This window comes from Staphylococcus sp. HGB0015 (assembly GCF_000411275.1).
Taxonomy (GTDB): Bacteria; Bacillota; Bacilli; order Staphylococcales; family Staphylococcaceae; genus Staphylococcus; species Staphylococcus schleiferi.
Genome location: NZ_KE150418.1, coordinates 28,271 through 42,742, shown reverse-complemented (window position 1 = coordinate 42,742; position 14,472 = coordinate 28,271). Strand labels below are relative to the sequence as shown.

Below are 14,472 nucleotides of genomic sequence, written 5' to 3'. Positions count from 1 at the left end.
CATGATGTTTTCAATACAAGAAGTTGTTAATATGAACGGTTGGTGAAACATTCACTGACCGTTATTTTAATTTTTGATAATAAAAAAGCACAAATATCTCTATAATTGTAAGTGACCCAACCAACGATTAAGGAAATATTGTGTCTATGTATTATGATATTTCAAAATTGAAGAAACAACGCTTTTATTGTAAAGCTTATCAACAAACTTTTACAGCTAAATCACCCTATATTCAATCCCGATGTACCATCTCAAATGAGGTCATCCACATTTAACGAATGGGGGCCAATTGAGGGAATTAATCATAAAATAAAACTGATTAAACGGGTTTATTATGGTTATAGAAATTTCTGGAATTTTAGGAATCTAATCTTAATCATTTCTAAGGTATTTGTAAGTAAATATAAACAACCAGTCTGGGACATAAATACCAAAATAAATAGCTCGAAGATGATTTTGACAAAAATCGTCTTCGAGCTTCCTTTTTATTATCATGCTTCATATTATATAGGCTCGCTTTCCGAGGGGACAGCCTCAGCCTGTAGTCTTCGGCTCGTCCTGTTCCCTCAGGAGCCTCGCTATAAATACTTCGCTTATATATGTAATCATTCACCATTATACTTAAACAATAAGGCACTTTCGTATAATTTAATTAATGCCAATAAAAACTAAACTAACGAGGTGCCTAAGGAAATTAGTCGCATCTAGTGCGGCTAAACTGATGATAAAAGGAAAAAAATCCGAGATTTTTCGTTTTTTACGAAAACCTCGGATTTCATCGATTATTGAGACAATTTTGTCTCAGGCTCGTTGGATTGCATTTAAATATTTTTCGTGATGTGATTGTTTTTGTGAATCAACATTTGCAAATAGCGAACTTCTTTTAATTAAAATTAGTTTTCATCTATGACCATGCCATCACGCCAAGAAGGATAACGAAGTGTCCCCTGGTGTGCTTTATATTTTTGATTGCTTGCACCACGTTCGAAAGGTTGAGCAGGGAAGAATTCAATTTCTGGTGAAACTTGAAGCTGTTGGGCATACCAGTTTGCCCATTCTTCCCCGCCAACTGGTTCATCATCTGTAATATTATAAATACCAGGCTCCAACGTAAGTGCGGCAACTGCTGCTTCTACAGTATCCTCAATATGAACAAAAGAGGTTACACCCTTTGAAACTTGAGCTTTCCCTGCTTTAAATTGATTATAAATCATACCTCCTTTTCCATACCAAGTCCCTTCACCATACATCATTCCGTATCTAAGAATAACAGCATGTGATAAACGCTGACTTTCTTTTTCTAAACCGATAACACCATCGACGGTTATTTTTCTATCTCCTGAAGATTCGGTATCCAATGCCGTCTGCTCATCTGCTAATGAGGCGCCAGGTGCGTACATAAAGGCTAAACTTTGTGAAATGATATGCTGAATATTATATTTCAGTGCCAGATCCACTAAATTTCGAGTGCCTTCAACGCGAACTTTTGTATTTGCTGACATATCGACATTTTTTAAATCTGTAATTTGATGCATGATGACGTCAGGTTTGAAATCTCTCAATGCAGGTTCTATTGTTTTTGGCTCGAGGATATTACCAATCCAGGCTTTTGCGCCGAGTTGTTCCAAGCGTGCTTTACCGTTTTGCGAAGTTGTAAAACCAGCAACCTCATACCCTTCTTGAATTAAGCGTTGTGTTAACTTCATACCAATGAGGCCAGTTGCGCCTGTGACGAATATCTTTTTCATTACTTTACTCCTTTGTATTAAATGGAATCAGGTTAATCATTTAATGACGATTCCTTTTCATTTGTTAATAATCCGTATTTATATTAAATAGCCGGTTTTGAAAAATTAAAACAAAGTAGATAGTGAATATTAGCTCTAGTAAAAATAATTATTTCTCGAATTTATGACAAAAAATAAAAATATCAAATGATTCTTATATTTTTGATTGTGTTTTCAGTTTTAATATGACATACTTTTATTAATTAGTATGACATATTAAATGTTAATGAGGTGGTAAAGTATGACAAAATACGTCTACGCTTTTGATGAAGGGCAAAAAGATATGAAAGATTTATTAGGTGGCAAAGGTGCGAATTTATCTGAAATGAAGCGCTTAGGACTACCTGTTCCTGATGGTTTTACCATTACAACTGAAGCTTGTATTGAATATCTAAAAAATGGAGAAAAACTTGCTGATGAGGTTCAAGATCAATTAGAAACACAACTCGCAGCTTTTTCAGAGAGAACGGGCAAGGCTTTTTCATCAAATGATCATTTGTTACTTGTTTCGGTTCGGAGTGGCGCGAAAATTTCAATGCCCGGTATGATGGATACAATTTTAAATTTAGGATTAAATGATGAAAATGTTGAAAAACTGGCAGCTAAAACTGGAGATGCCCGTTTTTCATACGATTGTTATAGACGTCTATTACAAATGTTTGGTGAAGTTGTATATCACATTCCGATGTCTGCTTTCGATACATATTTTAATGCGTATAAACAGTCACATGGTTACGAAAATGATGCAGATATCCCAGCAGAAGGTTTGAAAGAGATATGTGAGCATTATAAAACTGTTTATATTGAAGAAGTTTACAAACCATTCCCACAGGCCCCTATAGACCAACTACGAGAAGCGATTGAAGCTGTATTTAAATCATGGGATAACGATCGTGCGCGTGTGTATCGTGATTTGAATGAGATTCCACATGATATCGGTACAGCGGTTAATGTTCAAGAAATGGTTTTTGGTAATAGTGGCCCTAAAAGTGGCACAGGGGTGGCGTTTACACGTAATCCTGTGACAGGAGAGGCACAATTATTTGGTGAATACTTATTAAATGCGCAAGGAGAAGATGTGGTAGCGGGGATACGGACGCCGAAAGATATTGCAACATTACAGGCGCAAATGCCACACGTACATCAAGCTTTCGTCGAAGTTTCAGAACAACTTGAAGCCCATTATAAAGATATGCAAGATATTGAATTTACAATAGAAAATGAAAAGCTATATATTTTACAAACGCGTAACGGTAAGCGCACAGCTAAAGCGGCAATTCAAATTGCAGTGGATCTTGTAGAAGAAGGCGTCATCTCAAAAGAAGAAGCAATGCACAAAGTAGATGTGAAATCGATCGATACATTGTTACATCCTACTTTTAAAGACGAAGCACTTGAAGTCGCAGAAGTGATATCTAAAGCGGGTTTACCTGCAAGCCCGGGTGCTGCAACAGGTAAGATTGTTTTCTCAGCCGAAGCAGCGCAATTGCAAGCGGAGCAAGGAGAAAAAGTCATTTTAATGCGTCCCGAAACATCTCCTGAAGATATTGAAGGGATGATCGCAAGTGAAGCAATTGTTACAACACACGGAGGAATGACATCTCACGCCGCTGTTGTCGCGCGCGGTATGGGGAAATGTTGTGTGACAGGCTGTTCAGATCTTGAAATCAATACAAAAGAAAAAATCGTATCGTATGCTGGAAAAACATTACAAGAAGGCGATATGGTATCTGTTGATGGTGCAAAAGGCGACCTTTATGTTGGTGAAATTGAAACAACAAGTGCTGAACATAGTGAAGCTTTTGAACAATTTATGCAATGGGCAGAAGACGTGGCCCGCCTTAATGTCCGTATGAACGCTGAAACAACGCCGGACATTGAAGCTGGTTATCAATTTAATGCTAAAGGAATTGGTTTAGTTCGCACTGAGCATATGTTTTTTGGTGCAGAGCGTCTTGTAGAAATGCGTCGCTTTATTTTATCTTCAGATGATGCAACGAGAAAGGCAGCTTTAGATAAAATACGTGCTTATCAAACAGAAGATTTCGAACAGATTTTCCGCTTATCAGGCGAGCGTCCAACGATTGTTCGTTTATTAGATCCACCTTTACATGAGTTTTTACCAAAATCAGAAGATGAAATTCAAAATGTAGCACAACAATTGGCCATTCCAGTAGAAAAATTAAACAAACGTATATTAGAGTTACACGAAACAAACCCTATGTTGGGGCATCGTGGTTGTCGATTAGCTATCACCTATCCAGAGCTTTATGTGATGCAAGCAGAAGCGATTATGAATAGTGTGGCACAATTACAGCAAGAGGGAATCCATTGCCAACCAGAAATTATGATTCCACTTGTATCTACAGTAGAAGAATTTAAAATTTTACAGACACAAATTGTGGAAGCCATCCAACGTATTGAAACAAAAACAGATCAGACATTGCACTTTTTAATGGGAACAATGATTGAAACACCGCGTGCATGTATGATTGCAAATGAACTTGCTGAAGTGTGTGATTTCTTTAGTTTTGGTACGAATGATTTAACACAGTTAACGTATGGCTTTTCCCGTGATGATGCTGGAAAATTCATCAATGAATACTTAAACCAACAAATTTTAGAAGTTGATCCATTCCAAACTTTAGATGTTAATGGGGTAGGGGCATTGATTAAAATGGCTGTTGAGCAAGCAAAACAGGCCAATGAATCAATCAAAATTGGTGTATGTGGAGAGTTAGGAGGCGACCCTAAATCGATTCATCACTTTAACAAAATGGCTATTGATTATGTATCATGTTCACCTTTCCGCGTACCAGGAGCCATTTTAGCTACCGCACAAAGTGTCGTTGAGAGCGAGCGATAAGGCTATGGAGAAAAGGCAATTGACGATTTTTATCGTATCTGATTCACTAGGTGAAACGGCGCAACGTATGGTACATGCCGGTGTCAGTCAATTTCCAGATTTGACGCAAATTGAAATTAAAAAGTTTTCGTTTATCAAAAGCGAGGAAGAGTTAGTTCATGTATTAAAGTTAGCAAAAGAAAGAGATGCGATTGTTGTTACGACGCTAGTGACAGAAGAATATAATGTTATGGGACAAGCGTATGCAAACCAATATCAAATTCCATATATTGACTATATGTCGTCGCTCCTTCACCATATTCAAGCGCAAACGGGTCATATTCCTACGAAAGAAACAGGGATGATTCGAAAATTAGATGATGATTACTTCAAGCGTATTGATGCGATTGAATATTCGGTTAAATATGATGATGGTAAGCATTTTACGGATATAGGTGAAGCGGACGCACTCATTGTAGGTGTTTCGCGTACATCTAAGACGCCATTAAGCATGTACTTAGCAAATAAAGGCTATAAAATTGCGAATATCCCACTAGTTCCCGAAGTGACAATCCCATACGAGACGATAAAAAAGAAGCAAATTAAAGTATTCGGCTTAACAGCGAGCCCACAATATATTATGAACATTCGAACAGAGCGAATGAAAATATTAGGCATCGACGGCCAAGCCAATTATAACGATTTAAAACGAATCAAAGTGGAGTTGGCCTATGCGGAAGAAGTATTCAAAAAGTTGAATGCAACCGTGATTAACACAGAATATCGCTCGATTGAAGAGTCGGCATTCTATATCGAAAAATTTCTACAGGCCTCTTTTTAAATACATTCAAAAATAAAAAACAGAGCCTAGGACATAACCTAGCCAAAATAAGAAAACACCTCAAATTCTTGAATGAATTTTGGGGTGTTTTTTAGGAAATTGAAACCGTATCTCCCAGTTCTTTGCCATGTGTAGCGGTTAAATTATTTTAAATTGCGTGTATTTTGATTTTTAGTTGGTACAACAAAATACAATATTGCAAATACAATAATAGAAATAAAAGTGACTGCTGCAGTAATGGCAGGACTTAGGCTAAATAACACAGAAGAAATAACACATAAAGTACTAATAATAATCGCGATTAAATAAATGCGTTCTTTCAATTTTTCTGACATGATTTCTCACCCCTTTTATTCACTTTAATCATATCAAATTAAAGTGATGAATCAATCGCTATTTGAAAATTCATTGAACATTTCAATAAATAGTCGCAGAAGATTGTTCTTGAGCAGTGAATATGTTATATTTTCAAAGTATGCTTAAACGATTCAACGCATTAAAGCGAAAGGGTGAAAGGTATTGTCACAAAAGTCACAGTGGAAATCGTCGACGGGATTTATTTTAGCGAGCGCAGGCTCCGCAATTGGTTTAGGGGCATTATGGAAGTTTCCATATATGGCAGGGATGTATGGCGGCGGAGCTTTTTTATTCATGTTTGTTTTATTCACTATTTTAATAGGTCTCCCTTTTCTGATTATGGAATTTGCAGTAGGTAAATTAGGCAGAATCTATACAACGCAATTATTCGGAAAGTTAACGGGCCAAAAATGGCTTAATAGTATCGGTTGGATTGGCAATCTAACAGTATTTTTGTTGTTCGGTTTTTACAGTGTGATTGGGGGCTGGATTGTAGTCTATATTGGAATCGTTGGACTTCAATGGATTCATCTCGGCCTCGCGCATTTGAGCGATATACGTTTTGAATCGGTCATTAGCCAACCTGCCTATACATTGATCGGACAGCTTATATTTATTGGACTGACTTGTTTAATTGTGATGCTAGGCGTTGAAAAAGGTTTAGAAAAGGCATCTAAAGTGATGATGCCGCTGCTTTTTATCTTTTTAATTATCATTGTTGCCCAATCGCTTTCTTTAAAAGGTGCTATGGAAGGGGTGCGCTTTTTATTTGAACCACGCGTGACAGACATAACGATGGATTCTATTTTATTTGCGTTAGGCCAATCCTTTTTCGCACTATCATTAGGTACGACTGGTATGATGACATATGCAAGTTACGCACCTAAAGAAATGCCAATTAAGCGGTCTGCAATTACGATTGTTGCTATGAATATTGTTATCGCCATTTTAGCGGGTTTAGCTATATTTCCGGCATTACAGGCTTTTGGCTATCAGCCTAAAGAGGGACCTGGTTTATTATTCAAAGTGTTACCCCTTGTTTTTGAAAAAATTCAATTTGGTGCGTTATTTTATATTATTTTCCTAGTTCTCTTTTTGTTTGCAGCATTGACTTCTTCAATTTCATTGCTAGAGTTAAATATTTCTAATTTAACACGCAATGATAATCGAAAACGCACCAAAATGACGATGCTCGTAGGTGCAGGTGTGGTCATGATAAGTATACCGGCAATGTTGTCATTCAGTAGCTTAAGCGGATTAACTTTTGGTGCAGGTACGCTTTTTGATAATATGGATTTTCTTGTTTCAAATATTTTGCTACCTATTGGCGCGCTCGCCTCAACATTAGCAATTGGCCATAAGGTTAAAAAGGAGACATTAAGAGAGGCATTTGGTAATCACCGTCTTAAACTATTTTACCCATGGTATATATTAGTAAAATGGGTATTGCCATGTATTATATTAGCAGTATTCATTTTACAATTTGTTTGAACAGATTAAGTTTGACGTTTTTGTCTTATAGCACATTTCTGATTAATAAAGTTCAATATAAAAAAGCGTGGTCGAACTTGCCTCAATGATGAGAGGCAGACTACCACGCTTTTTAAATGAATGACAAGAAGAAATTTACATATAATATTGATGTTGTCTCAGTTCGCCATGTTTTGCAAAATGGCATAAATCGTGAATCATGCGGTGGCTCAGTTGTTTTTCATGTGAAGTCAGTGTTAAACCATTTGCTTCTAAAATATCGAGTCGTCCCATCCAAAAAATTAAGTCTAAGATATGATAAGCTGAAGCATAGCGTGGGTGATCAGGACGAAACCAATTAAACTCAGCTTTCCAAGTGGGCGCCGTTTTTGAAAGTGTGTGAAAAAGGTCGAGAAACGGCTGTTTAAAATAGAAATCTGTGATAAGCCGACGTTGTTGTTGCGCTGTCATCATCTCATGAAGAGCGGGTATGGGTAATCCAGCACGACTCAAAATTGCTTGAAATTGTAAAGGGTCTAATTTTTTTTGCTCGTTTTTAATATAAATATCACCTTCTGATGATGTGATACCTAATAAAACAGGTATATCGACATGGTCATAATGGGGCTCAATCTCCTTTGATGCAACAGGTTGATAAATTAATTCTAACCCTTTTGAAGGACCATAATGTGATTGATGCGCCTCCATCAACGTTAAAATAGCGTCACTATCTAATGTTTCCCATGTTTGATTGGGAAAGTGTCGATGTTTTAATGTGTTGAACATTTGCGCTTTTTGTTGTGCGGCGTATGGCGTATCGAGTTGTAATATGCCGCTTAACAGTACCGCATGTCGAATCAATGGTCTCACGCTTCGTATGCGTAACAGTGCCTCAATACTCATTGCGCCTGCGGATTGGCCCATGAGTGTGATACACTCCGGATCGCCACCAAAGCTGGAAATATGCGCATAGACCCACTTTAATGCACAGATTTGGTCAGAAAGTCCATTGTTTGCCTGCCAGTCAGAATGAATTGCAGACCAGTCCAAAAAACCTAAAGCACCTAATCGGTAATTGAATGTGACAACGATGACGTCCTCTTGTTGAACAATCGTTTGGGGTTGATATATATCTTGGGCACTATGACCATTCACAAAGCTTCCACCGTAAATAAAAATAATGACAGGTAGAAGTTGATCGCCCTTAGAGTGAGGACGCCAAATATTTAATGTGAGACAATCTTCACTTTGTTGAGGTGGTTCTTGAAAAGGAGAGAAAAAAGCTTCAAGCGAATTAAAGGGTTGTATCGGTGTATGACCAAATTCTGTCGCATAGAGGTCATTCTCGTAATATGTAACGGGCTGGGCATGTTTAAAGCGCAAAGCGCCTTTTGGTGATTGTGCGTAAGGAATACCTTTAAAAACGTCAAAACCAGCATATGATTTGCCATAAATTGTTCCTAATTTCGTATCAATACGCATCCCTTTCACTCCTTCAATGGTACAAATAAGCTTCAGCTAAGCTTTCTTTTTGATAAATCCCCATGCCCGTTTTTAATAATTTAAACCCACAAGATTCATAAAAATCAGTATGACCAATAGTCGAAATGAGATGAATACAGGAAACTGAACGAAAGATGTCGCAAAGTTGATGTAAAAGCTTTTTACCAATCCCTTGCCGTTGATAGTGTGGATGGACAATCACATCATATATAGCAGCATTGAAAACACCGTCAGAAAGGGCACGGGCACAGCCAACGATTTTTTGTTGGTGGACAGCTACAAAAATATGTGTGCTTGCATTGTAAATGACTCCAATATTTTCGAGCGTATGGCCAAACCAACCAATATCTTGATATAGCTTATAAAGTTGCTGAATGTCTTCCGATGTCAGCGTTGTTTTTGAGATGATCTCCATAAACTTAGCCTCCTTTATCTTTATTATATATTATAACGCAAACCATCATTTAAATTATCAGAAAAATATGAATATAAAAATTGATTGCCTTTACATTGAATCTCGCTATAATTTAACCTATAATTCATATTGAGTAACTAAGAATTAAGGTAGTGAATGGATTGAGGAGGCGCAATTTTGAGGAATTTCGATTTAATTGGACATACACCGCTTGTGCAATTAGAACATTATAGTAATGACGATGTTCAAATTTATGCGAAACTCGAGATGTATAACCCGGGAGGCAGTGTAAAAGATCGACTTGGAAAGTATTTAATTGAACATGCGATAGAAGAAGGACGAATTCAAGCTGGAGATACGGTTGTAGAGGCCACTGCAGGTAATACAGGTATAGGACTTGCGATCGTCGCAAACCAGTATCAAATCCAATGTGTCATTTTTGCGCCAGAAGGGTTTTCAGAGGAAAAAATTGATATTATGCGCGCATTAGGCGCCCGTATTTATCGTACACCGAAAGATGAAGGGATGTTAGGTGCGCGTCAAGCAGCAGAAAACTTTGCGAAGCGTACAGGTGCGTATTATACAAACCAATTCGAAACATCAGATAATCCAGGCGCCTACAGAGAGACGCTCGCGGTAGAAATTATTGAAGCGATACCGAATTTGGATTACTTTGTGGCAGGGGCAGGTTCGGGAGGCACGTTTTCTGGTGTCGCTGAAGCTTTACAACCTTATGATGTTAAATCCGTTGTTGTTGAGCCAAAAGGATCTATTTTAAGTGGACAAGAAAAGGGAAGCCACGATACTGAGGGCATCGGTGTAGAGGTATGGCCTCAATTTTTGAAAAAAGAATGGATTGATGCCGTTGAAGTGGTCTCTGACGAAGTGGCATTTGAACATGTGAAACAACTCGCCAAATATGAAGGGATATTAGCGGGGAGTTCGTCGGGTGCAGCGTTAGAAGGTGCGCTTCAAGTGGCGCAACGTATTCAAAAGGGTAAGATTGTCGTCATTTTTCCGGATGGAAGTGACCGTTATATGTCGAAAAAAATATTTCAATATGGAGGAGATTTAAATGAATAAAAAAACATTATTAGTACATGGTGGAAATACGACAGATCCATATACAGGTGCAGTAACGACACCGATATATCAAACAAGTACGTACGAACAAGATGCAATCGGTGCGTTAAGACAAGGTTATGAATATTCACGTACCGCAAATCCAACACGTTCTGCTCTAGAATCGTTGATTGCAGATTTAGAACATGGTCAACACGGTTTTGCTTTTGGTTCAGGTATGGTGGCTATCAGTGCAGTCTTAATGCTTTTAGATCAAGGTGATCATATTATTGTCGGGTCAGATGTTTATGGAGGAACATATCGTGCCATGACAAAAGTCTTTACAAGATATGGCATCGAATTTGATTTTGTAAATACAACAGATGTTAAAAACATCGAAGCAAAAATTAATGATCAAACGAAAATGCTTTTTATTGAGACACCGTCTAACCCATTATTGAGAGTGACTGATATTCAAGCAGTGAGCGAATTAGCAAAACAACATCAATTATTGACTGTGGTTGATAATACCTTTATGACACCTTATTATCAAACACCACTTACTTTAGGTGCTGATATTGTGGTACATTCAGCTACTAAATATTTAGGTGGACATAGTGATGTTGTTGCAGGTTTAGTCGCAGTTAATAACGATGACTTGGCAGAGCGTATTGGTTTTATTCAAAATTCTACGGGTGGTGTGCTTGGACCACAAGACAGCTATCTTCTTGTACGTGGTATTAAAACTTTAGGTTTGCGTATGGATCAAATTGAACGTAATGCCTTAGCTGTCGTAGAAATGCTGAATCAACATCAGAATGTTAAAGCTGTTTACCATCCAAGTCTAACAACACACTTAAATTATGAAATTCATCAAGCACAAGCGGACGGCACGACAGGTATTGTTTCGTTTGAAGTGTCTGATGTAGAAAAAGCGAAATATTTGGTTAAACAAACGCAATATTTCACATTAGCGGAAAGTTTAGGCGCAGTGGAAAGTTTAATTTCTGTACCAAGTCTTATGACACATGCATCTATACCTGCAGATGTACGCGCTAAAGAAGGGATTGCTGATGGGTTAGTTAGATTATCTTTAGGTATTGAAGATACGAATGATATTGTAGCAGATTTAAAACAGACATTAGATCAGCTGTAAAATAGGTATGTGTTTGAAATACAGGTTGTTAAAAGTCGACTGTATTTATAAAATAGGCCATCGAATGATGTATATTTAAGATATATCTAATAAATTGATATTTAAGGAGTTATAGAAGCTAAGGTCATGTTCTACCTTAGCTTCTTTTTGTAATGATAATGTCATATAACGGAAATATATTTTTTATAGTGTTAGGTGTATACTTTATCAATGTATAGGTGTGTTTATAATGACTATCTTAAATAAGGAGGGAAATCAATGCATAAAAAAATCATTGCGGCAGTGATAGGGACTTCAGCTGTTACTGCAATGGTAGCCGCGGATGCCAATGCTTCAACATACCGTGTTAAAGCAGGTGACTCGCTTTGGTCTATTGCAACAAAATACAACATTACGATTTCACAACTTAAATCTTATAATAACTTGAGTTCCAATTTAATCTTTCCGAACCAAGTATTAAAAGTATCAGGAAGTACTGCGGGTACATCTAATCATGTGTCATCTTCGGGGAATTCATCAACATATACGGTGGTAAGTGGTGACTCATTATCAAGTATTGCCGCACGTTATGGAACGACATATCAACATATCATGCAATTGAACGGTTTAAATAGCTTTATGATTTATCCGGGTCAAAAGCTGAAAGTAAGTGGAACTGCTTCTACACCAAGTCGTCAAAAACCGGCTAAAACTTCTGGATCAACTACATATTATACAGTGCAACCAGGCGATTCATTATCACTTATTGCTTCAAAGTATGGGACAACTTATCAAAATATCATGAACCTAAATGGTTTGGATTCATTTTTAATTTTTCCAGGTCAAAAATTGAAAGTTAAAGGTACAGCATCTGCACCTAACCATACAACACCATCTAAACCTGCAAAACCAGCAACTAATGGTGCGACAACATATTATACAGTACAGCCAGGCGATTCATTATCGTTAATCGCTTCAAAATATGGCACAACGTATCAAAACATTATGCAATTAAATGGATTAAATTCATTTTTAATCTTCCCAGGTCAAAAATTAAAGGTTTCAGGTTCAGCGGCTTCTACAGGTACAACAACAGCACCTAACCGCCAATACCAAACACCAATCTTTAATCATGAAAATTACTATGACTGGGGTCAATGTACGTGGTATGTATTTAACAAACGTAAGGAAGCTGGTTTAGGTATCAGTACTTACTGGTGGAATGCTAATGCATGGGACGATAATGCAGCGCGTGACGGTTACACAATTGACCGCAACCCAACAGTAGGTTCAATTTTACAATCAGACTTAGGTTATTATGGTCATGTTTCATACGTTGAACGTGTGAATCCAGATGGCAGTATTTTAGTTTCTGAAATGAATTTCACTGCTGGACCAGGTGTACTGACTTATCGTACAGTGCCAAGTTACAATGTAGCGAACTTTAAATATATCCATTAATATATAAAAGGATTTCACTCATCATACTGATGAATGGAATCCTCTTTTTTTGGCTCTATACTCAATAGGGCTAGTGATTGATTGGCTCACCAGTCCTATTTTTCATACAAAAGAGCGGTCTCTTCATTTTACTTCGGTTAACTAACTTATCATCCGAAACGATTCAAGCTATACGGGACAATGAATTAAATGCATTTTTGTCCCGTGTGAAGTGATTATCATAAAAGGATGTCCTCTAACGCATTTGTATGGTTAGAGGGCATCCTTTAAATGTTAAATATTTTAATTTAAATTGTATTAACATAAGGAATGTGTTTTTTAGTGTAGTGACTGATTAACACTGAGATAATGCCAAATAGAATAAAACTGATTAATACAATAATTGTTGAATTCCATTCTAATGGTTGGTGTAGGTAAACTAAATTTTTAATCTCTGTTGTGTATAATTTGAAAGGATTCCACGGTAAAATATATTGTTGATAAAATTTAGGTACCATATGAATAGGTAATAAAATGGCTTGCATAGAAAAGAATACCAATATTAAAAATACAGGTGCTGCAAGAATACCAATCCAAACCATTAATCCTAAGATAAGCAATGAGAAACCAGAGATAGCTAAACCAATAAAGCTTGCGGTTACGAATGGATTTGGAAAGTTGAAATTCATAACGTAACTTAGGAAATAGACATATGCAAAACTTCCAGCAAAACTTGCGATGAGATCTATACCTATAGTTAATGCGCCTGTTAAAGTTTGACGACGTCGAGATGACATTTGACTTCTGTTTTTGAAATTAAAGTATAATACGACAGCTGTAATCATTGATGCAAGCCATACAGGCATAAAGAGTACCATAGCTGCATTACCATTAGCTTGATGTGATGCAATAGGATGGAATGTATGCTGATCAACGTTGACAGGGTTAGAAAACTGTTCGAATTGTTTAGCTGAGATATCGACGTTACTTTGAGCGAGTGCTTGAACATTTTGCTGACTGACTTGCTGATTAATATTCGTGCCTATTTGTTTCAAGACTTGTTTTGTTACATTTGCAAGTTGACCTTGACCCCCTTCATCAATGTAAGTACTGATTTGGGCTTGTTCTATTTTTGAAGGTGCTTTTTGTCCTTTTTTCTCCATTTGCGCTTTTATTTTTTGAATTTGTTGAGGTGGTATTTTACCTTCTTCAACTTGTTGTTGGAGTTCTTTTTGTTTAGATTTCATGATGGTTGTTTGAGCAGGGCTTAAAGCATGCTCTGAAAAATGATCTTCCAAAATAATTGCGCCAGCGTAAGTTCCTTTACGTACTTCATCTTGCGCTTTTTTGGCATCTTTGACTTCATGCCATTGAATTTCTTCTTTTTTGTTGTCTTTCAATTTTTCTGTTAATTTATTACCAATATTGATTTCTTTATCTTGTATGTGTGTCCCTTTATCTAAATTAACAATCGCCATAGGAACGTTGTTAGGTTTTGGGTTATATGCAGGATAAAATGCAGTAGCTAAAATTAATAAAATGGTTCCCGTAATGAGCGGTACAATCCATAATTTACGATTACTCATAAAATGACCTCCTTTAAGCAACATTGTGTTG

At 37.0% G+C, this 14,472-nt stretch carries 12 protein-coding genes and 1 pseudogene; 8 read left to right on the top strand and 5 right to left on the bottom strand.

The window, feature by feature from the left end:
• The first annotated feature begins 146 nt into the window (after positions 1-146).
• Together HMPREF1208_RS12505 and HMPREF1208_RS11840 are read left to right on the top strand one after the other, a co-directional pair.
• The gene (locus HMPREF1208_RS12505; RefSeq protein WP_262569602.1) at positions 147-275 is read left to right on the top strand and encodes a hypothetical protein; all 129 of its coding nucleotides are present in this window, start codon (positions 147-149) and stop codon (positions 273-275) included.
• A gap of 7 nt (positions 276-282) precedes the next feature.
• Positions 283-417, top strand: a pseudogene (locus HMPREF1208_RS11840) (transposase); the annotation flags it as partial.
• Between the two features lie 476 nt (positions 418-893).
• Here the strand turns inward: HMPREF1208_RS11840 and HMPREF1208_RS06890 are convergent.
• Positions 894-1,748 (bottom strand): NAD-dependent epimerase/dehydratase family protein, encoded by an 855-nt coding sequence (locus HMPREF1208_RS06890; RefSeq protein ID WP_016425623.1) that lies wholly within the window; start codon positions 1,746-1,748, stop codon positions 894-896.
• Positions 1,749-2,028: 280 nt separating this feature from the next.
• On the opposite strand from HMPREF1208_RS06890, the gene ppdK reads away from it, so the two are divergent.
• On the top strand, positions 2,029-4,653 hold the full coding sequence (gene ppdK / locus HMPREF1208_RS06885; protein WP_016425622.1) for a pyruvate, phosphate dikinase: 2,625 nt from the start codon (positions 2,029-2,031) through the stop codon (positions 4,651-4,653).
• 4 nt (positions 4,654-4,657) lie between these two features.
• Positions 4,658-5,473: a pyruvate, water dikinase regulatory protein gene (locus HMPREF1208_RS06880; RefSeq protein WP_037559370.1), complete on the top strand. Its 816-nt coding sequence runs from the start codon at positions 4,658-4,660 to the stop codon at positions 5,471-5,473.
• A 143-nt stretch (positions 5,474-5,616) separates the two neighbouring features.
• On the opposite strand, the gene HMPREF1208_RS06875 is transcribed toward HMPREF1208_RS06880, so the two are convergent.
• Complete coding sequence (locus tag HMPREF1208_RS06875; protein WP_016425620.1) at positions 5,617-5,808, bottom strand: hypothetical protein; 192 nt, start codon at positions 5,806-5,808, stop codon at positions 5,617-5,619.
• A 184-nt stretch (positions 5,809-5,992) separates the two neighbouring features.
• On the opposite strand from HMPREF1208_RS06875, the gene HMPREF1208_RS06870 reads away from it, so the two are divergent.
• Positions 5,993-7,321: a sodium-dependent transporter gene (locus HMPREF1208_RS06870; RefSeq protein WP_016425619.1), complete on the top strand. Its 1,329-nt coding sequence runs from the start codon at positions 5,993-5,995 to the stop codon at positions 7,319-7,321.
• Positions 7,322-7,456: 135 nt separating this feature from the next.
• Here HMPREF1208_RS06870 and HMPREF1208_RS06865 read toward each other — a convergent pair whose 3' ends face one another.
• Together HMPREF1208_RS06865 and HMPREF1208_RS06860 are read right to left on the bottom strand one after the other, a co-directional pair.
• Positions 7,457-8,782, bottom strand: a complete 1,326-nt coding sequence (locus tag HMPREF1208_RS06865; RefSeq protein ID WP_016425618.1) for a carboxylesterase family protein — start codon at positions 8,780-8,782, stop codon at positions 7,457-7,459.
• Positions 8,783-8,795: 13 nt separating this feature from the next.
• A complete protein-coding gene (locus HMPREF1208_RS06860; RefSeq protein WP_016425617.1) occupies positions 8,796-9,218 on the bottom strand; it encodes a GNAT family N-acetyltransferase in 423 nt (140 codons plus the stop codon).
• A 177-nt stretch (positions 9,219-9,395) separates the two neighbouring features.
• Here HMPREF1208_RS06860 and HMPREF1208_RS06855 point away from each other — a divergent pair, with 177 nt between their 5' ends.
• The 3 genes from HMPREF1208_RS06855 (at position 9,396) to HMPREF1208_RS06845 (ending at position 12,876) form a co-directional block, all read left to right on the top strand.
• Complete coding sequence (locus HMPREF1208_RS06855) at positions 9,396-10,301, top strand: PLP-dependent cysteine synthase family protein (protein WP_016425616.1); 906 nt, start codon at positions 9,396-9,398, stop codon at positions 10,299-10,301.
• Positions 10,294-11,436 (top strand): bifunctional cystathionine gamma-lyase/homocysteine desulfhydrase, encoded by a 1,143-nt coding sequence (locus HMPREF1208_RS06850; protein WP_016425615.1) that lies wholly within the window; start codon positions 10,294-10,296, stop codon positions 11,434-11,436. The genes HMPREF1208_RS06855 and HMPREF1208_RS06850 overlap by 8 nt, the downstream gene beginning before the upstream one ends.
• A gap of 258 nt (positions 11,437-11,694) precedes the next feature.
• The gene (locus HMPREF1208_RS06845; RefSeq protein ID WP_016425614.1) at positions 11,695-12,876 is read left to right on the top strand and encodes a LysM peptidoglycan-binding domain-containing protein; all 1,182 of its coding nucleotides are present in this window, start codon (positions 11,695-11,697) and stop codon (positions 12,874-12,876) included.
• Between the two features lie 287 nt (positions 12,877-13,163).
• On the opposite strand, the gene HMPREF1208_RS06840 is transcribed toward HMPREF1208_RS06845, so the two are convergent.
• Positions 13,164-14,441 carry a YhgE/Pip domain-containing protein gene (locus HMPREF1208_RS06840; protein WP_016425613.1) on the bottom strand — a complete coding sequence of 426 codons (1,278 nt, stop codon included), beginning with the start codon at positions 14,439-14,441 and terminating at the stop codon, positions 13,164-13,166.
• Positions 14,442-14,472 lie beyond the last annotated feature (31 nt).